Annotated in this window: 24 protein-coding genes; 15 read left to right on the forward strand and 9 right to left on the reverse strand. The window is 41.1% G+C overall.

Annotation, left to right across the window (positions count from 1 at the left end):
* Window positions 1–117: 117 nt before the first annotated feature.
* Window positions 118–1293, reverse strand: a complete 1176-nt coding sequence (locus tag ACJ004_RS21240; protein WP_410895135.1) for a M24 family metallopeptidase — start codon at window positions 1291–1293, stop codon at window positions 118–120.
* A gap of 242 nt (window positions 1294–1535) precedes the next feature.
* Here ACJ004_RS21240 and ACJ004_RS21245 point away from each other — a divergent pair, with 242 nt between their 5' ends.
* From ACJ004_RS21245 to ACJ004_RS21280, 8 genes are all read left to right on the forward strand, one after another.
* The gene (locus ACJ004_RS21245) at window positions 1536–2720 is read left to right on the forward strand and encodes a M24 family metallopeptidase (protein WP_410895136.1); all 1185 of its coding nucleotides are present in this window, start codon (window positions 1536–1538) and stop codon (window positions 2718–2720) included.
* Between the two features lie 22 nt (window positions 2721–2742).
* Entirely contained in the window at window positions 2743–3747 is a 1005-nt protein-coding gene (locus ACJ004_RS21250) for a cyclodeaminase (RefSeq protein ID WP_410895137.1), read from the forward strand.
* 16 nt (window positions 3748–3763) lie between these two features.
* Window positions 3764–4963: a cystathionine gamma-synthase family protein gene (locus ACJ004_RS21255; RefSeq protein WP_410895138.1), complete on the forward strand. Its 1200-nt coding sequence runs from the start codon at window positions 3764–3766 to the stop codon at window positions 4961–4963.
* A 36-nt stretch (window positions 4964–4999) separates the two neighbouring features.
* A complete protein-coding gene (locus ACJ004_RS21260) occupies window positions 5000–6247 on the forward strand; it encodes a M20 metallopeptidase family protein (RefSeq protein ID WP_410895139.1) in 1248 nt (415 codons plus the stop codon).
* Window positions 6237–7292 (forward strand): homoserine dehydrogenase, encoded by a 1056-nt coding sequence (locus ACJ004_RS21265; protein ID WP_410895140.1) that lies wholly within the window; start codon window positions 6237–6239, stop codon window positions 7290–7292. The genes ACJ004_RS21260 and ACJ004_RS21265 overlap by 11 nt, the downstream gene beginning before the upstream one ends.
* Before the next feature lie 81 nt (window positions 7293–7373).
* The gene (locus ACJ004_RS21270; RefSeq protein ID WP_410895141.1) at window positions 7374–8822 is read left to right on the forward strand and encodes an aldehyde dehydrogenase family protein; all 1449 of its coding nucleotides are present in this window, start codon (window positions 7374–7376) and stop codon (window positions 8820–8822) included.
* Window positions 8823–8857: 35 nt separating this feature from the next.
* Complete coding sequence (locus tag ACJ004_RS21275; protein WP_410895260.1) at window positions 8858–10033, forward strand: M24 family metallopeptidase; 1176 nt, start codon at window positions 8858–8860, stop codon at window positions 10031–10033.
* Window positions 10034–10066: 33 nt separating this feature from the next.
* Window positions 10067–11359: an MFS transporter gene (locus ACJ004_RS21280; RefSeq protein WP_410895142.1), complete on the forward strand. Its 1293-nt coding sequence runs from the start codon at window positions 10067–10069 to the stop codon at window positions 11357–11359.
* 87 nt (window positions 11360–11446) lie between these two features.
* Here the strand turns inward: ACJ004_RS21280 and ACJ004_RS21285 are convergent, their stop codons facing one another.
* From ACJ004_RS21285 to ACJ004_RS21295, 3 genes are read right to left on the reverse strand one after another with little or no spacing between them, the layout of a single operon-like run.
* Window positions 11447–13123 (reverse strand): b(o/a)3-type cytochrome-c oxidase subunit 1, encoded by a 1677-nt coding sequence (locus ACJ004_RS21285; protein ID WP_410895143.1) that lies wholly within the window; start codon window positions 13121–13123, stop codon window positions 11447–11449.
* Window positions 13124–13138: 15 nt separating this feature from the next.
* Window positions 13139–13618 carry a cytochrome c oxidase subunit II gene (locus ACJ004_RS21290; RefSeq protein WP_410895144.1) on the reverse strand — a complete coding sequence of 160 codons (480 nt, stop codon included), beginning with the start codon at window positions 13616–13618 and terminating at the stop codon, window positions 13139–13141.
* Between the two features lie 31 nt (window positions 13619–13649).
* On the reverse strand, window positions 13650–13787 hold the full coding sequence (locus tag ACJ004_RS21295) for a cytochrome c oxidase subunit 2A (RefSeq protein ID WP_410895145.1): 138 nt from the start codon (window positions 13785–13787) through the stop codon (window positions 13650–13652).
* A 233-nt stretch (window positions 13788–14020) separates the two neighbouring features.
* On the opposite strand from ACJ004_RS21295, the gene ACJ004_RS21300 reads away from it, so the two are divergent.
* Window positions 14021–15022 carry an LLM class flavin-dependent oxidoreductase gene (locus ACJ004_RS21300; RefSeq protein ID WP_410895146.1) on the forward strand — a complete coding sequence of 334 codons (1002 nt, stop codon included), beginning with the start codon at window positions 14021–14023 and terminating at the stop codon, window positions 15020–15022.
* 421 nt (window positions 15023–15443) lie between these two features.
* Here the strand turns inward: ACJ004_RS21300 and serC are convergent, their stop codons facing one another.
* The 3 genes from serC to ACJ004_RS21315 all read right to left on the reverse strand — a co-directional run bounded on the left by serC (window position 15444) and on the right by ACJ004_RS21315 (window position 18653).
* The gene (serC, locus tag ACJ004_RS21305) at window positions 15444–16541 is read right to left on the reverse strand and encodes a 3-phosphoserine/phosphohydroxythreonine transaminase (protein WP_410895147.1); all 1098 of its coding nucleotides are present in this window, start codon (window positions 16539–16541) and stop codon (window positions 15444–15446) included.
* Between the two features lie 198 nt (window positions 16542–16739).
* A complete protein-coding gene (locus tag ACJ004_RS21310; protein ID WP_410895148.1) occupies window positions 16740–18056 on the reverse strand; it encodes an MFS transporter in 1317 nt (438 codons plus the stop codon).
* Between the two features lie 219 nt (window positions 18057–18275).
* The gene (locus ACJ004_RS21315; protein ID WP_410895261.1) at window positions 18276–18653 is read right to left on the reverse strand and encodes a hypothetical protein; all 378 of its coding nucleotides are present in this window, start codon (window positions 18651–18653) and stop codon (window positions 18276–18278) included.
* A gap of 135 nt (window positions 18654–18788) precedes the next feature.
* Here ACJ004_RS21315 and ACJ004_RS21320 point away from each other — a divergent pair, with 135 nt between their 5' ends.
* Window positions 18789–19043, forward strand: coding sequence for a DUF1292 domain-containing protein (locus tag ACJ004_RS21320; protein WP_410895149.1), 255 nt, complete (start codon window positions 18789–18791; stop codon window positions 19041–19043).
* Between the two features lie 60 nt (window positions 19044–19103).
* Here ACJ004_RS21320 and ACJ004_RS21325 read toward each other — a convergent pair whose 3' ends face one another.
* Window positions 19104–19340: a hypothetical protein gene (locus ACJ004_RS21325; protein WP_410895150.1), complete on the reverse strand. Its 237-nt coding sequence runs from the start codon at window positions 19338–19340 to the stop codon at window positions 19104–19106.
* A 166-nt stretch (window positions 19341–19506) separates the two neighbouring features.
* Here ACJ004_RS21325 and ACJ004_RS21330 point away from each other — a divergent pair, with 166 nt between their 5' ends.
* Window positions 19507–20304, forward strand: a complete 798-nt coding sequence (locus tag ACJ004_RS21330; protein WP_410895151.1) for an MBL fold metallo-hydrolase — start codon at window positions 19507–19509, stop codon at window positions 20302–20304.
* Between the two features lie 211 nt (window positions 20305–20515).
* Here ACJ004_RS21330 and ACJ004_RS21335 read toward each other — a convergent pair whose 3' ends face one another.
* The gene (locus tag ACJ004_RS21335; protein WP_410895152.1) at window positions 20516–20653 is read right to left on the reverse strand and encodes a hypothetical protein; all 138 of its coding nucleotides are present in this window, start codon (window positions 20651–20653) and stop codon (window positions 20516–20518) included.
* A gap of 201 nt (window positions 20654–20854) precedes the next feature.
* Here ACJ004_RS21335 and ACJ004_RS21340 point away from each other — a divergent pair, with 201 nt between their 5' ends.
* The 4 genes from ACJ004_RS21340 to ACJ004_RS21355 all read left to right on the forward strand — a co-directional run bounded on the left by ACJ004_RS21340 (window position 20855) and on the right by ACJ004_RS21355 (window position 24894).
* Window positions 20855–21577, forward strand: coding sequence for a gamma-glutamyl-gamma-aminobutyrate hydrolase family protein (locus tag ACJ004_RS21340; RefSeq protein ID WP_410895153.1), 723 nt, complete (start codon window positions 20855–20857; stop codon window positions 21575–21577).
* Between the two features lie 22 nt (window positions 21578–21599).
* Window positions 21600–22727, forward strand: coding sequence for a cysteine desulfurase family protein (locus ACJ004_RS21345; RefSeq protein ID WP_410895154.1), 1128 nt, complete (start codon window positions 21600–21602; stop codon window positions 22725–22727).
* 239 nt (window positions 22728–22966) lie between these two features.
* Window positions 22967–23953, forward strand: a complete 987-nt coding sequence (locus ACJ004_RS21350) for an aldo/keto reductase (RefSeq protein ID WP_410895155.1) — start codon at window positions 22967–22969, stop codon at window positions 23951–23953.
* Between the two features lie 635 nt (window positions 23954–24588).
* Entirely contained in the window at window positions 24589–24894 is a 306-nt protein-coding gene (locus ACJ004_RS21355; protein WP_410895156.1) for a BC1872 family protein, read from the forward strand.
* Window positions 24895–24908 lie beyond the last annotated feature (14 nt).

The raw sequence follows: 24908 nt of genomic DNA on the forward strand, positions 1-24908 counted from the left end.
TATACGAAAAACAACAATCTATGCGAAAATAGCCTTATTAAAAAAACCAGTGACCCCCTGCCAGCCGTAACAATTACGGCTGGCAGGGGAGTTGCTGGTTTTTGTTTATTTATGGAGCTATTTTACAAACAACTCTCGGGGAAATCTGGTAATTGTTTCGCAGCCATTTTCAGTGACTCTAATTGTTTCAGTGATGGCTACGCCATATCCATCCAGCCACATCCCAGGCATCATATGGAATGTCATATTCGGCTTTAGGACTGTCGTATCTCCAGGTTTAAAAAATGCTGAATTTTCCATCCACACAGGAGGATAGCCCAAGCCAACCGTATAGCCCATTCTAGATTCTTTTTCTAAACCGTATTTGTTAATGGTTGTTTGCCAAGCTTTTTCTACCTCTTCGCATGTTACTCCCGGCTTTACTGCCGATAAGGCTACGTTTAACCCTTCAATAACAATTTTTGCTGTCTCTTTAACTCTCTCAGGGGGCTCCCCAATAAAGATTGTCCTTGTCAACGGTGCATGATATCGTTTGTAACTGCCTGATAGTTCCATATATACTAACTGACTATCTTGATATTTCCCTTCTGTGGTCCATGAGAAGTGTGCTCCTGCAGTTCTTTCTCCTGCAGGCATAACTGGTGCGAGTGAAGGATACTCACCACCATATACTCCGGTTCCTTCAACTAAGTCACTATATACCTCGGCAGCAACGTGGCATTCTCTTACACCCACGCCAATTCTCTCGATCGCATTATACATGGTCTTTTCTACTATTCTAGCGGCTATCTGCATGTATTCCAATTCTCTTATCGATTTTTGTCCTCTTACCCAGTTTACAAGTGCGGTAGCATCAACAAAGGTTGCATCAGGCAAAGTTGTCTCTAATCGGTTATACCAGTGGGCGCTAAAATAATAAGCATCTAATTCAAGTCCTGTTTTCTTATTGTGAAGTCCTTTTTCTTTTAAAAAACCTCCAATAAAATCCATTACGTGCAAGACTTTTGGCTCCCACAAATATTTGTCAGGATAGGCAATGACATTTTCTTCGGACATCCAAGTGGTTTCGGATGCACAATACAAATCTTGCAATCTTACGATACATACCGGCTCTTCTATGCCTGTTGCAATGATTACTCCCTGAGGTACGTAATAAGACATCGCATCATAACCCGATACATAATTCATATTTGAGGGATCGGTGATTAATAATACCTCGATTCCTTGTTCTTCCATACTCGTCTTTACTTTTCTTACTCGTTCCTGGTATTCAGCTTTTTCAAATGGCAACATCTTGTCTACCTCCATTTCTTATTATTTATTCATCATAACGAAAAGAGAAGTGGACTATCATCCGACAGATTGTTGGAATAAATTCACGATAAAAGTGCATTTTGACAAATTTGACTAGAAAAGAGCAAAAACGTTCATACAATATGTCAGATGAAAAACTTAACTTGTATTTCGTATAATGAACCAGACAAATGAAAATATTCTAAAAATTTGGTTAAAGATTGATAGGAGTGAATGAGTATATGTCATTCGGAATAGCTGAGTACAAAGAAAGAATTCTTCAAACGAAAGAACGGATGCTGCAAAAAGGAATTGATGTCCTCCTGATTACAGATCCTGCCAATTTGAATTATCTATCCGGCTATGATGGTTGGTCATTTTATGTGCATCAGATGTTAGTTCTAATTATTGATGAAGATCAGCCAAAATGGATTGGTCGTGGTCAGGATGCCAACGGCGCAAAAGCAACGACATGGCTCTCACATGAGAATATCATAGCCTACCCGGATGATTATGTTCAGTCAGATAGTAAGCATCCTATGGATTTTGTGGCTGATAGATTAAGAGAGTTTGGTCAGGAAAAGCGCTCGATTGGTGTCGAAATGGAAAACTATTATTTCACAGCGAAATGCTATGAACAGCTTACTAAGGGTTTGCCGAATGCTACCTTTACAGATGCCACCTTACTTGTCAATTGGGTTCGTTTAATAAAGTCGAATGCAGAAATTGAATACATGAAGCGCGCGGCAAAAATCGTCGAAAAGGCAATGCAGTCAGGCATAGATTTGATTGAAGAAGGCGTCAGAGAATGTGATGTAGCCGCCAAGATTTTTTACACACAAATTACTGGAACCGAAGAATTTGGCGGAGATTATCCTTCAATCGTCCCGCTATTACCATCCGGAGAAAAAACTTCAACACCACATTTAACGTGGACGGATGAACGATATAAAAATGGCGACGCAGTTATTTTAGAAATCGCGGGTTGCTATAAAAGATATCATTCACCGCTAGCAAGAACGGTTCAGATCGGAAAACCGACCGATGAGATGAAAACCCTTTCAAGTGTTGCTGTAGAAGGTATAAATGCTTGCTTGGATATGATCAGACCAGGCATCGCTTGTGAAGAAATCGAAGAAACCTGGAGAAAAACTATCGAAAAAAGTGGATTTGTGAAAGACTCTCGCCTTGGTTATTCTATGGGCCTGAATTATCCGCCTGATTGGGGCGAACACACCATGAGTATTCGAAAGGGTGATAAAACGATCCTGCAGCCAAATATGACTTTCCACTTGATACCAGGATTATGGCTGGACAGTTACGGTTTTGAAGTAAGTGAGTCGGTCCGGGTAACTGAAACCGGATGTGAAACCTTTGCCAATGTCTCTAGAGACTTGACGTTAAAAGGTTTTCAGGTCACAAAGTAAAACTTTTCGGAGGTGAAATGAGTTGCTTATTTTTACCGAACAGGAATTAAAGCAATATGTTCAACTTAATCAAGAAGCAGTAAACGTGGTGGAAGATGCATTTACTAAGTTGTCCCAAAATGATGTTAAGATGCCGCCGATCATGAGAGTGGACCTTGACGACCAAAATGGCGAAGTAGATGTAAAAACAGCTTATATCAAGGACAAAGAAATGTTTGCGATTAAAATTTCTTCCGGCTTTTTTAATAATTATCAACTTGGCTTACCTAGCGGAAATGGAATGATGATCTTAATCAGCACCCAGACTGGCGTTCCCGAAGCAATTCTTTTAGATAATGGTTACTTAACAGATGTTCGTACGGCAGCTGCAGGTGCTGTGGCAGCAAAATATCTTTCCAAGAAAACAATCGAAACTGTCGGTGTGATTGGTACGGGGAGCCAGTCAAGATTCCAACTCAGAGCACTGAGTCTGGTAAGAAATTTTCATAAAGTTCTCGTGTACGGCCGCTCAAGCGAGCGTGCTCAAGAATTTGCGGTTGAAATGTCCGCCGAATTAGGAATTGAAGTAGTCGCAGTATCCAATGCGGAAACGGTTGTTAGAAACAGCGATACCGTAATTACCACAACCCCGGCAAAAGAGCCGGTCATTAAAGCAGAATGGCTCCATCCAGGATTACATATTACAGCGATGGGTTCGGATGCAGAACATAAACAAGAATTAGAAGCAGAAGTATTAGCGATGGCGGATTTGCTGGTCTGCGACACAAAGGCGCAATGCGCTCGTTTAGGGGAATTACACCATGCACTTTCAAAAGGTGTGCTTACGGAAAAATCACCAATTATTGAAATGGGTGAACTTACTTCCTTGAAGGTGGAAGGACGAGCCAATGATGAACAAATTACGGTGTGTGATTTAACAGGTACAGGTGTACAGGATACAGCTATTGCCTTGTTTGCTTATAAAGAAATGAAGAAAAGGAATCTAGGTTTAAATATTGAAGGCAGCGATATGTTGCTTAAAAACTAATTGAGGAGTGGTATTTATGACAAACAATCAACCAAAAATGGGAACAAAAGCAGTATGGGCAGGAGAAAAAGATTATTTAGTACATGGAGCAACACAAGTTCCAGTTGTTTTAAGTGTCGCTTATGGTTATGACGATATGGATGAATGGTATGATGTGGCAATTGGCAAGAAGAAAGGTCACATTTATGGCCGTAATACGAATCCAACCGTACAGGCATTTGAAGATAAAATCAAAATCCTTGAAGGCGCAGAAGCAGCGACAAGCTTTTCAACAGGGATGGCGGCAATCAGCAATACACTTTCTACCTTTTTAGTACCTGGTGACCGCATTGTTTCGATTAAAGATACTTATGGCGGAACAAATAAAATCTTTACTGAGTTCTTGCCTCGTCAGGAAATTGAAGTGGCATTATGTGAAACTGGAAATCATGATCAAATCGAAAGAGAAGTAGCTAAGGGATGCAAGATTTTATATCTAGAAACACCAACGAACCCAACAGTGAAAATTACCGATATTGAGCGTATGGCAAAAGCAGGTCGTGCAGCTGGGGCGCTTGTTGTCGTAGATAATACATTTGGTACTCCAATTAATCAAAATCCGTTAGCCTTAGGTGCAGATTTGGTTATCCATAGTGCTACAAAGTTTTTGGGAGGACACGCGGATGCGTTAGGCGGTGTCGTTTGCGGTTCTGAGGAACTTGTTGAAAAGATTTATCACTTCCGTGAAATTAACGGTGCAACAATGGATCCAATGGCAGCCTACCTTATTTTACGCGGAATGAAAACACTTCATTTACGTGTGCGTCAGCAATGTGAAAATGCGATGACCCTTGCAAAATACTTACAGACTAAGGAAATTGTTGAAGCCGTATATTACCCTGGTCTTGAAACACATCCACACCATGACGTTGCGAAGAAACAAATGAAAAACTTTGGTGGAATGTTAAGCTTTGCTGTTAAGGGCGGCGTGGATACAGTTCGTGATCTTCTCCCTAAATTACAATATGCTAACCGTGCAGCTAATTTAGGTGCTGTCGAAACAACTGTTGGGCCTGCACGTACAACTAGCCATGTAGAATGTACACCTGAAGAACGTGCGGCAATGGGAATTCCAGAAGGATTAATTCGAATCTCTTGTGGAATTGAAGAAATCGAAGATATTCTTGCAGATTTCGAGCAAGCCTTCAATTATGTGGAAAGTACATTAAAAGTTTAATCAGCTTTCAGTCATATCTTAGGAGGTAAAGAACAGATGCCGGAACGTAAAGAACATCCGATTGTCATCCAAGCAAACGAGTTATCAGAAAAGATTATTTCCTGGCGCCGTCTGTTTCATCAACATCCCGAACTCAGTTTTCACGAGTTCGGGACCTCAAAATTTGTTGCCGACACCCTGAAGAAAATTGATGGATTAAAGGTTGAAACGGGTATTGGCGTAGAAACGAGTGTCGTGGCTACATTAACATCAGGTGAGGGACCGGTTATTGCGATCCGTGCGGATATGGACGCGCTGCCGATTAAGGAAGAAAACACGCATTATTATAAATCAGTAAATGAAGGCGTTATGCACGCATGCGGTCACGATGCCCACACAGCAATATTGCTTGGAGCAGCCCACCTCCTTGCAGATCAATTTAAAAAAGAAGAGTATAAAGGAACTGTAAAATTTATTTTTCAGCCAGCTGAGGAGAGTACGGATGAAAAAGGGCTGTCAGGTTCACCATACATGGTTCAAGCAGGCGCCTATGACCATGTAGATGCTGCGATTGCTCTTCATATGTGCCCATGGCTTCCTGTTGGGGCAGCGCAAGTGAACGATGGATTCAGCATGGCAAATGTCGATGTGTTTACTGCTAAAATTTTTGGAACGGGCGGTCATGGTGCCTATCCTGAACTTGGAACGGATCCAATCTGGATGCTTGGGGTAGTCATGCAAGCATTGCATGGAATCGTTGCTCGAAAAATACCAGCCTTGGATGCTGGAGTAATAAGTATCGGTCAGATTCATGCGGGAACTGCAAGCAATATTATCCCAAATGAAGTAAATATCTCAGGAACGATTCGCAGCTATACACCTGAAGTCCGGGATTTATTGAGCTCCGAATTAAACAAAGCCCTCTCTGTGGTGGAATCATTAGGTGGAAGTTATACGCTCGACGTCGAAAGAGGAGAACCAGCTTTAAACAATGACGCTCGTGTGAATAATTTCTTTCTAAAATCAATAGAAGAAATGTATCCTGAGTGCCGAATTGTAAGACGTCCATTTGGGATGGGCGGTGAAGATTTCGGCTATGTGACACAAAAAATACCAGGAGCCTTATTTTTCCTTGGAAGCGGCACAGCTGATGGAATTCAAAGAGATTTACATACTCCGATCTTTGATATTAATGAAAACAGCCTAACAATGGGAGCAGCTATCCTTGCACAAACAGCTGTCCATTTTTTAAAAGACAAATCAAATTCACCAGTTAACAAGGAGGGAAATGCACATGTCTCATAAACTAGCTTTTATCGGATTTGGTGTAGTTGGTCAGGGGTTAGCAGAAATTTTGCTCAATAAAAAAGAAGAATTGAAACAAAAAGAGGGATTTGAAGCTACTGTAGTCGCCATTTCAGATTTCATAAAAGGGTCAATCTATCACCCTAATGGTCTTGATTTAAATGTTGTATTAAAAACCTTAAAAGAAACTGGGAATTTGGAAAATTACCCAGAGACTCCGGGATTAATAACTGGTTGGGATAGCCTGCAAACGATTGTTGGTACAAACGCAGATACGGTTATCGAGGTATCTTATACAGATGTAAAAACAGGTCAGCCTGCGATTGATCATTGTAAAGCAGCGTTTGAAAGCGGTAAAAATGTAGTCATGACAAATAAAGGACCGGTCGCTCTTGCATATAAAGAACTTTCAGAAATAGCAGAGAAGAATGGTGTTCATTGGGGATTTGAAGGCACCGTAATGAGTGGGACCCCTTCATTAAGAATGCCCGTTGTGACACTGGCTGGAAATGACATTAAAGAAATTCGCGGCATTCTAAACGGAACAACCAATTATATTTTAACAAAAATGGAACAAGAAGGCGTTTCCTATGAAGCAGCTTTAAAAGAAGCACAGGAGCTTGGGTATGCGGAAGCAGATCCAACTAGTGATGTAGAAGGCTACGATGCAAGATATAAAATTGTCATTCTAGCAAATTATATCATGGGCATCCCGTTAAATGTAGAAGATGTTTCATGCAAGGGAATTACAGAGATTTCTTTAAAAGATATTGAAGAAGCAAAAGCGGAAGGGAAACGCTGGAAGCTGCTTGCAAAAGTCAAAAAGGAAAACGGTAAGACTATTGCTTCCATTGCACCGGAGAAAGTGGATATCACGGATTCATTAGCATCGATTGGCGGCGCAGTCAATGCGATTACGTATGAGTGTGATTTACTAGGACCTGTCACGTTAAGTGGGGCGGGAGCTGGAAAAACGGAAACAGGATTTTCACTTTTAATAGATTTGATTAATATCAACCGTGAACGTAAACCGGTAACGGTTTAAGGAATCGAACTTCCTTTGGGCGGTGCCGGATCCGGTCTAAACATTTTATTAACGTTTAATAAGAGAAGGGCGGGAATGATAATGTCAGTTCAAATTGCAGGAAAGAAGATGCTGCTTGGTGGAGAATGGGTAGGCAGAGACCGGATTATTGAGGTCCGCAATCCTCAAGATAACAGCTTAATTGATACCGTTCCAGCTGCATCAGCTGAAGATATGATTCGCTGTATTGAGGAAGCTAAGGAAGGTGCTAAGATTGCTGCTGCCATGCCTGTTCATGAAAGAATGAGAGTTATCAACGCAGCAGCGGATTATATTCAAACGCATCATGAAAGATATGCGGCCATTATCTCCAAAGAAGGCAGCAAGACGATCAGGGAAGCCTCAAAAGAAACTACCAGATGTATTCAAACTTTAAGAATCAGCGCAGAAGAGGCTAGAAGAATAAATGGTGAAACCATTTCCTTTGATCAAATGCCAGGAAGCGAGAATCGAATCGGCTATTTCTATCGATTCCCAATCGGTATTATTGGTGCAATCACTCCATTTAATGATCCGTTAAACCTTGTTGCTCACAAAGTAGGACCTGCTATTGCAGCCGGCAACGCCATTATTGTGAAACCAGCTACTGTGACACCACTAAGCGCTCTTTTGCTTGCTGAAGCATTTGCCCATGCAGGACTTCCTCAGAAAGTTTTATCAGTCATAACAGGTTACGGACATGAGATTGGAGATGTTCTTGTAACACATCCTGCAATCCGGCTGATTTCCTTCACTGGGGGACTAGAAGCGGGAGACAATATTGTTCGTAAGGCAGGGCTGAAGAAAATTAGTATGGAGCTTGGGTCCAATTCTCCGGTCATTGTTTTGGAGGACGCTGATCTACAAGAAGCTGTTGAATCTACTGTTTCCGGTGCGTTTTGGGCAGCTGGCCAGAATTGTCTCGGTGTACAGCGTATCTATATTCAAGAAAGCATAATGACTTCCTTCCAAGAAAAATTCGTAGCACGTACAGAGCAATACATTGTAGGTGATAAACAATTACAAGAAACGGACATGGGTCCTCTTATTAATGAAAGAGAGGCTAAGCGAGTAGAAGCTTTGGTTAATGAAGCCATCGAAAAAGGGGCTGTTTTATTAACAGGCGGTAAACGCAAGGGGGCATTCTATTCCCCGACTGTTCTGGTCAATATTCCGGAAAATTGTAGAATCGCGAAGGAAGAAATTTTTGGACCAGTTGTTCTTCTTTACCCAGTAAAGGATTTAGATTCTGCGATTCAAGAAGCAAATAGTGTTGATTTTGGACTTCAAGCTGGAATTTTTACTAAAAACATTGAAAAAGCTCATCAGGCCATTGCCCAAATGGATGTAGGCGGCATAATGATCAATGACAGCAGTGACTACCGAATTGATGCCATGCCATTCGGCGGAGTTAAAAATTCTGGAATAGGCAGAGAGGGAATAAAGTTTGCCATCCAGGAAATGACCGAACCAAAGGTTGTGTGCTTTAAGTTATCTGACCAATCATTATAATACAATGCAACTTGAGATCATGGGGGGATTTTTTGATATCATTTTCAACTTTAGAGTACAAGGAAAGAATCCGAAAAACAAAAGACCGTATGGCGCAAAAAGGAATTGATGTTCTGCTTATTACAGATCCAGCCAATATTAATTATCTATCTGGCTATGATGGCTGGTCCTTCTATGTACATCAAATGCTGGTTCTAATCATTGATGAAGATCAGCCACTGTGGATTGGACGAGAAATGGATGCCAATGCCGCCAAGGTGACCACATGGCTTTATCGTGATAATATCATTCCTTATCCGGATGATTATGTTCAATCAGATAGTAAACATCCAATGGATTTTGTGGCCAATATTTTAAAGGAAATCGGCCAAGATAATCGCACCGTTGGCGTCGAAATGGAAAACTATTATTTTACAGCTAAGTGCTATGAACGCTTGAAAAAAGGATTGCCGAATGCTTCTTTTACAGATGCTACATTATTGGTTAATTGGGTCCGTCTAATAAAATCGGATGCTGAAATTAAATATATGCAAAAAGCGGCAATTATCGTAGAAAAAGCTATGAAGGCTGGTATTGAGTTGATCCAGGAGGGTGTCAGGGAATGTGATGTTGCAGCCAAGATTTTTTATACCCAAATTACTGGAACGGAAGAATTTGGCGGAGACTATCCTTCCATTGTCCCGTTACTGCCTTCAGGTGAAAAAACTTCTACACCGCATTTAACCTGGACCGATGAACGTTATAAAGATGGGGACGCCGTTATTTTAGAATTGGCAGGCTGTTATAAAAGGTACCATTCACCATTAGCTCGAACTGTACAGATTGGAAAGCCCAAAGAAGAAATGGAAACCCTTTCAAAAGTTGCGGTAGAAGGTATCAATGCCTGTTTGGAGATGATTCGTCCAGGGATTGCTTGTGAAGAAATTGAGGAAACATGGATAAAAACAATCGAAAAAAGTGGATTTGTAAAAGAATCACGTCTTGGATATTCAATGGGTCTGAATTATCCGCCGGACTGGGGCGAGCATACGGTGAGCATTCGAAAAGGTGACAAAACTATTCTGCAGCCTAATATGACTTTCCATCTAATCCCGGGATTGTGGCTCGATCATTATGGCTTTGAAGTAAGCGAGTCAATTCGAATCACAGAAAACGGCTGTGAAACCTTTGCCAATCTTCCAAGAAACCTGACTTTAAAAGAATTTGTTTAGCGATCAGAATTAAAAAAAGGGGATGGTGCATATATGAAGAAGGCTACAATGGCTACTGCAATAGGCAATCTCGTTGAATGGTATGAATATGGTATATATAGTTATACTGCTGCAATTATTGGAGCTCAGTTTTTTCCGGAAGGGAGCAGTACAACTGCTTTACTATACGCCTTTGCGGTGTTTGCCATTTCGTTCTTCTTTAGGCCGTTAGGAGGCTTGATTTTTGGATCAATCGGTGATCGTTTGGGAAGAAAGAAGATATTAGTCATAACGATTCTATTAATGTCACTTTCTACAGCTGCAATTGGTTTTATTCCGAATTTCGGATCAATAGGTGCTGCGGCTTCCGTGCTGCTAATCATTCTAAGGATAGCCCAGGGGCTAGCTGCAGGCGGGGAATATACGGGTGCCTCAGTGTTTATGAATGAGACATCTCCTAATAATCGCCGTGGACTTTTCACTAGTTTACTTGAATCAGGGTCTTTATTGGGTTATATTATTGGATCTGTTTTTGTAGCTATCCTTACGACTGCACTTAGCACTGAAGATATGGCAAGTTGGGGATGGCGTATTCCATTTATTTGTTCATTGCCTTTAGCATTAATAGGAATGTACGTTAGAACTAAGATTGACGATACGCCAACATTTATAAAAATGAAGAAAGAAAACACACTTTCGAAGAATCCACTAAAAGAGATGTTCTCAACAGCTCGAAAACCTATTCTACTCTCATTTTTAGTTGTAGCGTTTGCAAATGGTGCCTATTACACATTATTGACTTATCTTCCTTCCTACTTTGAGACACAAGTTGGATTATCGAATAGTCAATCGATGATTGTAACTACTCTGGGGATGGTACTAATGCTAATCCTCATTCCAATATTTGGTGTATTGAGTGATCGTTACGGTAAAAAGCCTTTTCTTCTATTGTCAGCTGGTTTAACGATTCTTACTGCAATACCAATCATTGCTTATGTATCTAGTGGGGCACCATCTGGCCCATTAGTCGGTTATTTTGCTTTAGATGTAATCGTTGCAATCTTTATAGGTGTTTTCCCATCAACACTTCCATTGCTGTTTCCAAATCGTGTGCGAAACACTGCATATGGTCTTTCCTACAATGTATCGACAGCTATTTTTGGAGGGGGAGCGCCTTTCATCATTACATCATTACAGACATCGACAGGAAATAAATTAATGCCGGCTTTCTTCTTAATGGGCACTGCATTAATGGCTATCGTAGCAATCATGTATTTGCCGAAAACGTTGAAAAATGCTAGTACAATTGATAGTGATCCTTCAATTAGAGAATCAAAAATAGTTTAATAGAAAATTGAATTTCCAGAGTAAAAATAATCCCCCAAAAAGTTTTTTGGGGGATTTCCTCTTTAATTTCTTCACTGTTACCATCTTTCACCAGCTCCGAATCGGGGGAGAACCAGGTGCATGCTGGGCCATATGGATAACGGGTATGGTGTAGGCGATAAGGACTAAAACAATTGTAATCCCAATCCATACCGACCATCGTTCAAGGATGGCAGGTGGTGTTGGCTGTTCCTCTTCCACCTCGCCAATTGGATAATCAACCGCACTTTCAGCTTTTGGTGAAAAGAACCATAAATATACGATATTGATCAGAAATAGCACAGCACTGAGAAAGAGTATAATACTGCCAATTCCTGTAAATAGTCGATAGGGTTCCCACACTGCTGCGGCAGGGTGGTCATTATAAGTAGTAAAGGACGTCCGGCGCGGTTCACCGAGAACACCGACGATATGCATAGCCGTTGACATGATTAACATACCGATTGTCCATATCCAGCATTGAATTAACCCCAGGTTATTAGCAAAAGGGGTTAATTGACGATTCCTTAAGGCCGGGACGAGCCAATAGGCAATTGCAAAAAAGGTTAAAATTACGGCGGCGGCAATGGTAATATGAAAATGCCCTGTAATAAATAGTGTGTTGTGAACGACTTGATCCAATTGAAAGCTGGCATTAACAACACCACCAGCTCCTGCAGGAATGAAAATTAGCATTCCAAGAAAGGTCGAGACAAATCTGACATCCTTCCAAGGTAATTTAGTAAACCAACCAAATAATCCTTTCGCCCCTTTGCTCCGTCCTGCCAATTCAAACGTGGCAATTAGCGCAAATGCCGTCATTAGTGATGGGATAACAACCAGCATCGTGAGGACAACCTGTAGGAATTTCCAAAATGAAGAAACTCCAGGCTCCATTAGTTGATGGTGAAACCCAACTGGAATCGAGTAAAGAATAAACAAGATAAATGTTAATCTTGGTAAGGAATTACTGAATATTTTTCCGCCAATTATCTTTGGGATCTGGACATACCAATAAATATAAGCAGGCAGGAGCCAAAAATAAACGAGCGGATGACCAAAATACCAGAAAAAAGTCCGGCTTAGTTCCACGTTGATCCTATCCGTCCATCCCAATGACCACGGGATTAATTGAAAGACCACTTCAATCGCGACCCCTACGGTACATATGAGCCACAGTATCATCGTGGCAACGGCCATATAGGCAAAAAGTGGCGAGGATTCACCAGGATGCTGCTTGCGCCATCGATTATAATTCATAAAGACAGCGATTCCGCTTAACCAGCTGCCGACAACCACTAATGCTAGACCAATATAAAAGACTGGAGAAGCCTGCATCGGAGCATAGAAGGTGTAAAGCACAGTTGCATCATTCGTTATAATTACATATAAGCCCAAGAGAGTCCCAATCACCATCAGGTAGAAGCCAATCCAAGCAACCCTGTTAGCGGAAGGCAGTAGCTTGCCGCCTAATGTTTTGGCTAGTCCTGAATAAAGAAACCCGATAATAAAAAAGGTTGTAAAGATCAGCGCGAGCGACACACCATGAGCAGTCAATAATTGATAGTACCCGATATTACTTGGGAGGGTAATAAATCCCGTCCTTTGTAAGGCTTGTACTAATCCTGCTACCACTCCAATTAGAAAAGCAATAAAGGCAAAACCAAGGTGAGCTAAGATTAGCCGGCGGTCTTGAACTTGAAAACTCATCTGATCAGAAGAGCGGTCGCGTAATGTATTTTCCATATCATGTGCTCCTTCTTAAACTACTTTTAATTTCCCCATCATTGCCTGATGTCCAGCACCACAATATTCGTGACAAAGCATTAAGTAGTCGCCTGCTGTTTTGAATGTGTAGGTATATTCGGCGACATGTCCTGGAATGACCATAATATTGATATTAGTGTTTGGCATGTACAAGCCATGAACCACATCTGGACTTGTAATCTCGAAGTGCACAGTCGATCCAACAGGTATCTCGAGTTCACTCGGCAAATAGGAAAACATTTGCGCAACCATTGTAGCTTTGAATTTGTTTGGTCCAATTTGAACAAGCGCGGGCTTATTAAAAGGGGCACTCGTCCTCACTTGCTCAGGGGGTACCGTTTTCATATGACCGGGCGGCTGTAAACCAAGTCCAATCGCTAATGTTCCCAGAATGATAAGGAATATAAACAAGGATACCATGCCAATTGTCAGCCAAATTCTCTCGTAACGAGGCAAATGCATATTACTAAACATATAATCCTCCTGTAATTTCTTAGAATAGGAATCATCGTTTCATATAGATATAGAACATTACGATCCAAAAGAGAAGAATGAAGGCCCCAATAATCAAAACGGAAAAAAACGTTCCCCGTAATTCTTCTTTATTGGTCGCATCAGAAGTTGTTTTTCCCTGTTGAGTCATATTACCACCCCTTCCATAATTCCCCTTAATCAGTTATGTACATTAAAGTCACTTTTTATAATTACATCTAATTATATTTCGCGAAGAAAGGGGAAAGGAAAGCTAGGGCGTCAGGCACCATGTGAAAAGTTCACATGGTGCCTGACACCCTAGTCTCGGTAAGCATTTATTTTTGATTTCTTCCTTCCTATTGTTACTATAGTAGTATTCTCGTTAGGGAAAGGATTGATAAAATGACAACTATTCATATACCTGTATCTGTCTTGAATTTAGCGCCGATTCGGAAGGGGCAAAGTCCCAGCCAAGCTATTGAATCAATGGTCGAGCTGGCTCAAGCTGTTGAAACTATGGGTTATCAACGCTATTGGATTGCAGAACATCATAATACGGCTACACTTGTTAGTTCAGCGACATCGATTTTAATCAAGCACGTTTTAGAACACACAAATACGATCCATGTAGGGTCAGGTGGGATCATGCTGCCCAATCATTCCCCGCTAGTGGTGGCTGAACAATTCGGCACATTAGCAACGATTTATCCCAATCGCGTCGATTTGGGACTTGGCCGTGCTCCTGGAACAGATATGATGACAGCAAGTGCCTTAAGACGTTCAAAAAATGATTCAGTCTATACTTTTCCGGATGATGTCAAGGCATTGCTCACTTATTTTGGCCCAGCCGAGCAGCAAAGTTATGTGAAAGCTTATCCTGGCGTTGATACGAATATTCCGATTTATATCCTTGGTTCGTCGACCGATTCCGCGTATTTAGCGGCAAGTCTGGGACTGCCGTATGTATTTGCGTCCCACTTTGCACCGAGATTTATGGAAGAGGCAATCTCAATCTATCGGAGTCGGTTCCAGCCATCTGAATATTTGGCGAAACCATATATGATGGTTTGTTTAAATGTAATTGCTGCCGAAACAGATGAAGAGGCCCAATTTTTATCCACAACGATGCAGCAATTTTTCCTAAATGTTGTCCGTGGTACACAAAATCCGTTACAACCCCCAGTTGAAGATTTGGATGAGATTTGGACCTCAATGGAAAAAGAAATGGCCGCATCAAAACAAAGTGTGACATTAATAGGAAGCAAGGAGACGATCCGCCAGCAGTTGATGAAGTTCCAGAATGATTATCATGTCGATGAACTCATGGCTGTATCCTATATTTACGACACTGAAAAACAAAAACGTTCCTATGAAATTTTAAAAGAAGTAGTGGACGGCAAATAAACCCATTTAAAAAGATCAGAGGAGACACCATATCTTCTTTGGTCTTTTTTGCTGTGCAGAATTTATGAAAGCTTTCATTCCAAGAATGTGGAATTCCCAGGTTCTAATATCTATAATCAAAACAATAACTTAATCGTGGGATTGGTGATATTTATAATTGGATTCCGGTTATGAATGTTCGTACGGGGTAAGAAAGAGGAGCTTATAACGCACAATTGATCAAAAATATCGGAGAACCGGTAAGAATGGTGGGCTTATAATGCCCGTAGGACCGAAAAAAATGAGGTACCAGTAAGAAAGAGGGGCTTATAATGCCTGTCAGACCGGAAAAGTTGCAGTAGCGGTAAGTAGAGGCCTTTACTAAACCAACAAATCAAATAAATCACCCTCTAAACAAATGAGAGGGTGATTATTTTTTATATTAGCTATTTTCTGATTTGAATTGAATCATAAATTCCTTGAATGCCTGGCAGGCTTCCACTGGAACGGCATTATAGGCTGATACGCGGACTCCTCCGATTGAACGGTGTCCGTTTACGCCGACAAAGCCTTCTTGTTTGGCTTGCTCGAGGAATTTCTTCTCTAAGTCTTTCGATGCTAAGTTAAAGGTTATATTCATGAGAGAACGACTGTCCGGTGTTGCATGGCCAATATAAAAACCGTTACTTGCGTCGATTGTCTCGTAAATCAGGTTCGCTTTTTTATCATTCAGCTCAGCTATGGCTGCCAACCCGCCCAATTCACGAGCCCAGTTTAATACCTCACCGAGCATGTAAATGCCAAAAGTTGGAGGAGTGTTATACAAGGAATTGTTCTTTGAATGTGTGCTATATTTTAACATCGTTGGGATATTTGTATTAGCTTGTTCAAGCAAATCCTTGCGAATAATCACAACTGTTACGCCTGAAGGACCAAGGTTCTTCTGGGCACCTGCATAAATGAGCGCAAACTTACTGACATCAATCGGTTTAGAAAGAATATCACTAGACATATCTGCGATTAAAGGTACATCGCCAGTGTCTGGGAAGTCCTTCCATTGGGTGCCATAAATCGTATTATTAGAAGTTAGATGTAAATAAGCGTCTGTTGGATCGTACTGTAATTGATCAAGCGCCGGGATACTGCGGTAGTTACCTTCTTTAGTAGAAGCCGTATGATAAACTTCACCAAATAGTTTTGCCTCCGTAAAAGCCTTCTCTGACCATGAACCAGTCATTACATATCCAGCTTTTTTTCCAGATTGTAAAAAATTCATTGGGATCATCGAAAACTGAAGACTTGCACCGCCTTGTAAGAAGAGGACTTCATGCGTATCCGGAATGGATAGAAGTTCCTTTAAACTGTCAATCGCTTGATTATGTACATCTTCATAAGCCTTGCTGCGGTGGCTAAGTTCCATGACGGACATTCCTGTTCCTCGAAAATCAATCAGTTCTGACTGAGCTTTTTCTAAAACAGAAATAGGTAATGCGGAAGGGCCAGCATTGAAATTATAAGTACGGTGGACTTGCAGTTTCATTTTTTATCACTCCATTTTTTCTTTTCTATGACTATATCACACTTATAATATTCCGAAAATAAATTTAATTTGGAAATCGTATATTTTTTTAATTTTTTAAAACGAAGGGGTAAAAATCAGTCACATTAGAAGATGTGGTCAACAGAAAAAGGGAAATAGGATGCCCTTTCAAACAGGTTCTATTTCCCAATTCATTAACTAGCTTTTTACAGACATTCTTTGATTGCTTCGGGACCAGATAACGACTGGGATTAGCAGGAGGGAAAGAATCCCGCCAGCCAATGAAAGACCAGCGTAACTCGTTTGTGCGACGACCATACCGGATAGGGCTCCCCCAGATGCCCCAGCCAAAGCAATCAAGACATCTACCGTACCTTGTGTTTTGGCACGGGTCGAAGGGTGTGTGGAATCGACGATCAATGCGGTGCCACTAATTAAACCGAAATTCCAGCCTAGCCCAAGCAAGGAAAGTGCGATAATCAGGACAAGCATGGAATCAGCAGGTGCACTGGCAGCCAGAATACCTGCCGTTAGGAGAGTAGCACCTGAAGCGATGGCCATGAAGGTCCGGCCAATTTTATCAACAAGAATACCAGTCACGAGAGAGGGGAGATACATGGCGCCAATATGGAAGCCGATGACCATTCCAACTTCTCTGAGACCATGTCCATGATGTTTCATGTAAACAGGTGTCATGGTCATTATCGAAGTCATGACAATTTGAGTCAACACCATGATGGTAGCGCCCACAACGATTCCTCGTTTATTATTTACGAGATTGCTAGATTGTTTCTCCAAAGAATGACTTCTGTCGCTATGCTGGCGATCTGCAATGGCGTTGGCCACTAACAAAGGATCTGGGCGTAGGAAAATCAAAAGGACTAAACCAGCTAGAAAAAAGGCAGCCGCTCCGAGAATGAAGGGACCTGCAAGTGCAGGAACACCGATTGAGGTCGCATATCGGCCCATGACATCCACTAAGTTTGGTCCCGCCACAGCACCGAAAGTCGTTGATACCATGGCAATGCTGATGGATGTCGCTCGTTGTGTAGGCTTGGCTAAATCAGTTCCCGCATAGCGTGCTTGTAAGTTTGAAGCGGAGCCCGCACCATACATGAGGAGTGATGCAAAAAGAAGTACGATATTATTAGTGATTGCAGAAAGGATGACCCCGATTGCACCGATCCCGCCAGTTAAGAACCCCCCCGCAAGTCCGATTTGGCGGCCAAAACGTTGCGAAGCACGACCAATAAGCAGCGCTGCTCCAGCAGAGCCAAACGTTAACAAAGCGGCCGGAATCCCTGCATACCTATCCGTCCCTAACATATCTTGGGCAAGGAGTGCGCCTACCGTAATACCAGCTGCAAGGCCCGCCCCACCAAAAATCTGTGACATGATTACAATCAGTAATGTTCGTCGATATAACTTTTGCTGCTTTTCAGGTGATTCGATAATCGTCTGTAGCCAGGCAGGTTGATCATTTAAAGCCTTTGAATTATCTGAGTTTTCTGACACACTAAACCTCTTTCCGAAGGAACTCACTACATTTTCCTTCAATTCCATTTGCTTCATATTTTATCAGGTAAGAATAGTGGTTTATATAGAAAAAATCTATATTTTTTTAAATATGAAGGGGTCCAGGTGTGGAGCGTCTACACGACCAAACTCGGGAAGGAAGAGGAAGAAGGGTCGCTTATGATCGGCGTACCTGTTCCTTTTATACTTCATTTTCATTTACTGCCTATATTCCGCATCATAAGAGTTTTCACCAGCATGGACCGCCAGCAGAGTATCCGCGTATCCGACGAGCCGGTTGACCAGTTCGTCTGCGACCGCATAAACCAGTGGATGAACATTGGGTTGATATAGCGCTGGATCATCTAAAATAACTGTCGTGTTAATAAAAATGTCTCGATTTCCATAAAGATCATAATGAACAATGGCTTTGCCAGCAGCTCCTCCTGTCCGTGGATCTTGGTAGCCGGGCAAAAAAAGATACCACTCCTCAGCCGTAACTGAGCGGAAATTTTTAATAAATGTCATACCATTAATTACACGTTCGATTTCTTGTTGCATCTGTGGTGTAACTGCTTCAATAATTTTGTCTTTCATAATAGTCCCCTTACCAATCCTAGTAATTATACAGTTCCCAAAATACAGCGGATAGTAATAACAATATATTTCCATCGAACACATTCATTGTTAAGGGAACATTATATTTGAGTACATTTGTTGAGGTGAGTAAAGTTGAAGAGTAATGAACTGCGTGATTATATAACAATTGAAGATAATAATGGGAACCTGAAGGAATATGCTGTTGAAGCATTATTTGATATGGAGGATGAATCCTATGCACTATTAAAGGCTGAGGATGAAACCATCGTAATGAAAATTGAAGGTGAAGATGGTAATCAAGACTTGGTAGGTATTAATGATCCCTCCGAAAGTGAAGCGATCTTGGAAGCCTACCAAATTGCCGTGGAACATGCTCCAGCCGAATAAGACATCATGAAGCGAAAGGTACCGCCAGATAATGGGGTTCCCTTTCGCTTCATTTTTTTATCAATAGTAATTAAAGCCTAAATAGATGATATAAAAAATGATTGCTGCAATTGCGATAATCCAGACAAGAAACACGGGATTCAGTAAATAAGGATGTCTTTGTGTTTTTTCGTTGATTGCCGTATCGAACTCGCCTTGTTTCGTACTAACCATTCTCCCTGTACCCAGCGTAAAAACCAAACCGATGATTAAGACTAATAAAACAACACCAGCCAAAATGAGATGCCAATTACTCATGATAAGACCACCTTTTTTTTCATATAGTTTGAGAAAATGAGGAGAAATATTCATAAATAGGTTTAAATTTCATCAGGACAACATGATTGATTATTCATTCATTTTTCGATACTGTTAATATAACAATTTTGAAAATTCGAAAAAAGAGGGGTGGACATAGTCGGTTATGGTGAACTTGTTTACGAATGAGGACGTTATCTGTATTGAGGGGAACGTACAAAGGTCAGGTCTTAAATTAGGAACCGTTTATTCTTTTTTGGTGGATGGCATGCTAATTGATACTGGGACCCAATGTCTTGAATCCGAATTAATTCCAATATATGAGCGTCATAGCTTTGATTTAGTAACGTTGACGCATAGCCATGAAGACCATTCCGGTTTAGCGCCTTGGATTCAGAAGCATAGAAATGTCCCCATCTATGTACATCCAAAAGGAATTCATATTTGTGCCGAGCATTGTCCCTATCCAAAGTATCGACAACTTACCTGGGGAGTGCGTGCGGCCTTCGATGCCTTGCCGCTTGGGGACATCATTCAATCACGCAGTCAAGAATGGAAAGTTATTTATACACCAGGACATGCCAATGATCATGTCTCTTTCTTTCATGAACAATCTGGTCGATTATTTTCGGGTGATATATTCGTAACGACAAGAACGAAGGTCATTATGGACAGCGAATCGATCCCTGTGATTATTTATTCGATTCGCACGCTGCTCAGTTTTGATTTTCAATCATTGTTTTGTGCCCACAGTGGCTATATTCAGGATGGAAAAAGCAAACTAAAGCAAAAGTTAGATTATCTTGAGAATCTGTCCGGTGAAGTGGTGAATCTCTACGAAGAAGGCCGCTCAATTGATGAAATTACACAAATGCTTTTTCCAAAAAAGTACCCAATTATTGCTTTTTCAGAAGGCCAATGGGATTCTCGGCATATTATCACTTCGATTGTTGGCGACAGATAAATCAAAAAAGCTGGAAAAGGTACCATTACCTTTTCCAGCTTTTTTAATGGCTATTTTCGCATCGATTGTTGTTTTTCGTATAAGATCAACAACGTATAACTTTTTGCTTCGTGGCATCTTTTCGTATGAACATTTGCGAAAATTGCCTAGAAACTTAGTAAATGACCCTTATAAAGCTCCAAAAGCATCAAAGTTTACGAAAAGAGCTTTTTTAATTTAGATTGGTTAATTCTGAGGTATGAACCAATTCAATATTATACAGACTATCGACTTCCTTAATTTCACAGAATCCCGATGTGTACTTATAAATGATTAAATATTTCTTGCCATTGTAAAGAACATACTCCATTTGATCTCCATCCTTTGACAATCTTAAAATTATTGTATATTTGCCATACATAGTAATCTATGAAGTTTATTTAAAGATTATGTAAATTTTTTTGAAGATTATTTGGGTTTAAAGGATGGACACCTTTCAAAAATATTATCATATTGAATGATTGTGATAAGATATCTAGGATAGTGTTACATCGTTAAAGGAGGAAGAAATTTGAGCAAGAAACCAATTATCGGCATAACAGGTGCCTATGTGAAACATAACGACAATATGGAAGGTGTCTATGTGCACCATGATTATCATAAATGCGTTGCATCTAATGGAGGGATACCGATTATCCTTCCCTATATTAACCCTGAGATAGCATTAGAAACGCTGCCATTATGTGACGGAATTATCCTCAGCGGGGGTGAGGATGTGGATCCAAAACTTTTTGGTCAGGATCCACATCTCCAATTAGGTCCAACGACACCGGAGCGGGACTTAGCAGAGATTGCGTTGGTGAAATATGCGCTTGAAAACAATATTCCATTGTTTGCCATTTGCAGAGGCGTTCAAATTTTGAATGTCGCCCTTGGTGGTACTTTAATCCAGGACATCCCAAGTCAAGTCAAAGAACCAATTCAACACTCACAACAAATAGATAGGAGTCAAGATACTCACTGGGTAACCATCTCTAGAGATAGTAAATTATTTGAAATTGTCGGTTCTGATCGAGTACGTGTAAATAGTCTTCATCATCAAGCAATCGATAGGGTAGCCAATGATCTTCGCGTCGTCGCCCAATCTTCCGACGGGATCGTTGAAGCGGTTGAGTATATCCATCCAACCACTTTTACGGTCGGGGTTCAGTGGCATCCTGAATCAATGGCGAGCACAAACCCTACAATGAACGATATGTTTAAAGAATTTATTAAGAGCAGTACAAATGTCTAGGTTTCAGTCTTAGGGGGAAGGGATGAATCAATGGATGGAAAAAATTTATCTTGATTACAATGCAAGTACACCGATTGCTCCTGAAGTAGCCGCAGCGATGAAGCCGCTTTTAGATCATTTTTATGGAAATCCGTCGGCCTTGCATTGGGCAGGCTTACCCGTAAAAGAAGTATTACAGCAAGCCAGAGACATGGTAGCCGATTTAATTGGCTGTACCCCTAGAGAAGTTATTTTTACAAGTGGTGGCAGTGAAGCTAATAACCTTGCGTTAAAAGGTTATTATTTTAAAAATCGGCACAAAGGCAACCATATCATAACTTCAAAAATTGAGCATCCTGCGATTATGAATCCTTGCAAATTTCTTGAACAAATTGGGGCAAAGGTCACATATGTAGACGTAGATCGCTATGGGAAAGTTACACTAGAAGAAATAAAAAAAGCAATTACTAAAGAAACAATTCTGATTTCGATTATGCACTCAAATAATGAAACAGGAACCTTGCAGCCAATCAAGGAAATTGGGGAAATAGCTCAACACCATAGGATTGCATTTCATACAGATGCATCCCAATCGGTTGGAAAAGTTCCAGTGAATGTGAATGACTTGAAAGTGGATATGCTTACGATTGCCGGTCATAAACTCTATGCACCAAAAGGAATAGGCGCCTTGTTTATCCGAGATGGAATTCAGCTGGAACCTTTAATCCATGGAGCGGGGCATGAATTTGGACTTCGGGCCGGTACGGAAAATACTTTATTGGCGGTTGGTTTAGGAAAGGCTTGTGAACTGGCAAACCATTATGTAGGAAATCATCAACTAAAGGATTTGACCGAGTATTTTTGGTTGCGATTACAGGATGCCTTCGGAGATCAAGTAGTATTGAATGGACATCCGGTGGATCGGCTGCCTAATACATTGAATGTCAGTTTTGTCAGAAGAGTGGGTCAAGATTTGTTAGATGCGATCCCTCAATTAGCTGCTTCCACTGGATCGGCATGTCATGCCGGCAGTATTGAATTATCCCCAGTTTTAAAGGTGATGGATGTACCTAAGGAGATTGGAATGGGTGCCATCCGTTTCAGTTTAGGCAGGAAAACAACAAAAGACGAGATTGATCAAGTGATGGAATTGTTAAAAGGGATTTTGTGAAATTAAAGGAAAGGGACTAACAGAGCGCAGTTAGTCCTTTTTTCTTTTAATGCTGTAGGGTAAAAAAGAGCCGTCTTCAGTATTGAAATTATTGTTTCATTGGTGGAAAATTCAGTTAACTGTTATAATATGTAAAAAGTGCAATTCGAGTGGTCCTGTGTTTGGTTAAAGTAAGGGAAACATGTAAAGGATATTACCTTGATATCATATAATCCATAAGGATGAGAGGATGAGGGAGATTGCAAAAAAGAATGTTAGGGAAAATGGGGTTGGAAGTATCGGCACTAGGATTAGGATGTATGGGGATGTCAGATTTTTATAGTGGAAGAAATGACGACGAATCAATCAAAACAATATATCGTGCCCTTGAACGCGGGATTACCTTTCTCGATACAGCTGATATGTATGGAGTCGGTAAAAATGAAGAATTAGTCGGAGCGGCCATCAAGGACCGACGGGATCAAGTGGTTATTGCCACTAAATTTGGAAATGTAAGAGCCGAGGATGGGGCATTTTTAGGAATAAATGGCCGTCCAGAATATGTTAAAAAAGCATGTGAAGCGAGTCTCCGCCGCTTAGGTGTGGACCATATTGACCTTTACTACCAACATCGAGTCGATCCAAACACTCCGATCGAAGAAACAGTCGGCGCGATGGCCGATTTAGTTCGGGAAGGAAAAGTTCGCTATTTAGGACTTTCGGAAGCATCTGCGGCAACGATACGCCGGGCGTATAGTGTGCACCCGATTACAGCTGTTCAGACGGAGTATTCTCTTTGGAGTCGGGATATAGAAGATGACATTCTGCCCACTTGCCGTGAACTAGGGATTGGTTTTGTTCCTTATAGTCCATTAGGAAGAGGGTTTCTTACAGGACAGATTCAGAAATTTGAAGACTTAGCAGCGGATGACTATCGCCGTTTTTCTCCTCGTTTTCAGGGAGAGAATTTCCAGAAAAATTTGGAACTTGTTCATAAAATAAATGAAATAGCTCGGGAAAAAGACTGCCAGCCATCCCAACTTGCGCTTGCTTGGCTACTAGCCCAAGGGGATGATATTGTGCCAATACCAGGGACAAAGAGAATCAAGTACTTAGAAGAAAATGTCGGGGCCCTTAAAATATCATTAACTGAAAATGATTTAGCCCGAATAAACGAAGTTGCTCCAAGGGGTGTTGCTGCTGGAGAGCGCTACCATGAAGCAGGCATGAAAGGCATTAATTTGTAAATGTAGATTGGAGACTTAACTGGATTTTTTTGGATAATGACGGTCGTCAATTCTTGTAATTGTTGACCGTCTTTGTTTTTTTGGGGGGTAATTCGGTATCCAATCGCCGCGATTGACGACGGGGCATCTTCGTTTTAACTAAGATAGGTAGCCAATGGCCCCCATTGACGACCGGGCATCTTCGTTTTAACTAAGATAGGTAGCCAATGGCCCCCATTAACGACCGAGCATCCTCGTTAACTACGATGGGTAGCCAATGGCTCCTATTGACGACCGAGCATCCTCGTTATAACTAAGATGGGTAGCCAATGGCTCCTATTGACGACTGAGCATCCTCGTTATAACTAAGATGGGTAGCCAATGGTCCCTATTGACGACCGAGCATCCTCGTTTCAACTAAGATGGGCAGCCAATAGCCCCTATTGACGACCGAGCATCCTCGTTTCAACTAAGATGGGTAGCCAATAGCCCCTTTTGACGACAACCCCAGCCACTTTTCAGCAAATTACGGTCAACATTACCGCTCTAACCAAAATTCTAATCAAGAAGTGTCATGAAATTGAAACTGATTTTATAGGGAAATCATGATGGAAATGGTAAAATAAAAAAATATCGAGAAAAGGAGCCTGAAAGTAATGAACCAAGTCGAAATTATCGCTCGTAGAATACTAGGTTGGAAGTTAAATAGATGGGACAGATGGTTTGATTATGAAAATGGGACATTCATTCCAGTTACTGATTTTCAGCCAGATCAAAATCTTGACCATGCGATGCTCATCGTGGAAAAATTAAAAGATTTCGGATTTACATATACCACCAATGGAGTCTCCGAAGTTTGCTTCAATAACATTTGTGAAACGGGCGATACCCTAGCACAAGCCATCACCAATGCAGCCTTCACCATTGCCGATAATAGCTCCATTGCAGAAGAATGGCTGTAAATACTAAAAAGACG

It is taken from the genome of Neobacillus sp. 204, assembly GCF_046562815.1.
Classification (GTDB): Bacteria; Bacillota; Bacilli; order Bacillales; family Cytobacillaceae; genus Neobacillus.

Coding starts and splice junctions, on each gene's coding strand:
- ACJ004_RS21240 (WP_410895135.1), bottom strand. CDS start 1,293: ATGTTGCCATTTGAAAAAGCTGAATACCAGGAACGAGTAAGAAAAGTA.
- ACJ004_RS21245 (WP_410895136.1), top strand. CDS start 1,536: ATGTCATTCGGAATAGCTGAGTACAAAGAAAGAATTCTTCAAACGAAA.
- ACJ004_RS21255 (WP_410895138.1), top strand. CDS start 3,764: ATGACAAACAATCAACCAAAAATGGGAACAAAAGCAGTATGGGCAGGA.
- ACJ004_RS21260 (WP_410895139.1), top strand. CDS start 5,000: ATGCCGGAACGTAAAGAACATCCGATTGTCATCCAAGCAAACGAGTTA.
- ACJ004_RS21265 (WP_410895140.1), top strand. CDS start 6,237: ATGTCTCATAAACTAGCTTTTATCGGATTTGGTGTAGTTGGTCAGGGG.
- ACJ004_RS21270 (WP_410895141.1), top strand. CDS start 7,374: ATGTCAGTTCAAATTGCAGGAAAGAAGATGCTGCTTGGTGGAGAATGG.
- ACJ004_RS21280 (WP_410895142.1), top strand. CDS start 10,067: ATGAAGAAGGCTACAATGGCTACTGCAATAGGCAATCTCGTTGAATGG.
- ACJ004_RS21285 (WP_410895143.1), bottom strand. CDS start 13,123: ATGGAAAATACATTACGCGACCGCTCTTCTGATCAGATGAGTTTTCAA.
- ACJ004_RS21290 (WP_410895144.1), bottom strand. CDS start 13,618: ATGTTTAGTAATATGCATTTGCCTCGTTACGAGAGAATTTGGCTGACA.
- ACJ004_RS21295 (WP_410895145.1), bottom strand. CDS start 13,787: ATGACTCAACAGGGAAAAACAACTTCTGATGCGACCAATAAAGAAGAA.
- ACJ004_RS21300 (WP_410895146.1), top strand. CDS start 14,021: ATGACAACTATTCATATACCTGTATCTGTCTTGAATTTAGCGCCGATT.
- serC (WP_410895147.1), bottom strand. CDS start 16,541: ATGAAACTGCAAGTCCACCGTACTTATAATTTCAATGCTGGCCCTTCC.
- ACJ004_RS21315 (WP_410895261.1), bottom strand. CDS start 18,653: ATGAAAGACAAAATTATTGAAGCAGTTACACCACAGATGCAACAAGAA.
- ACJ004_RS21325 (WP_410895150.1), bottom strand. CDS start 19,340: ATGAGTAATTGGCATCTCATTTTGGCTGGTGTTGTTTTATTAGTCTTA.
- ACJ004_RS21330 (WP_410895151.1), top strand. CDS start 19,507: ATGGTGAACTTGTTTACGAATGAGGACGTTATCTGTATTGAGGGGAAC.
- ACJ004_RS21335 (WP_410895152.1), bottom strand. CDS start 20,653: ATGGAGTATGTTCTTTACAATGGCAAGAAATATTTAATCATTTATAAG.
- ACJ004_RS21345 (WP_410895154.1), top strand. CDS start 21,600: ATGAATCAATGGATGGAAAAAATTTATCTTGATTACAATGCAAGTACA.
- ACJ004_RS21355 (WP_410895156.1), top strand. CDS start 24,589: ATGAACCAAGTCGAAATTATCGCTCGTAGAATACTAGGTTGGAAGTTA.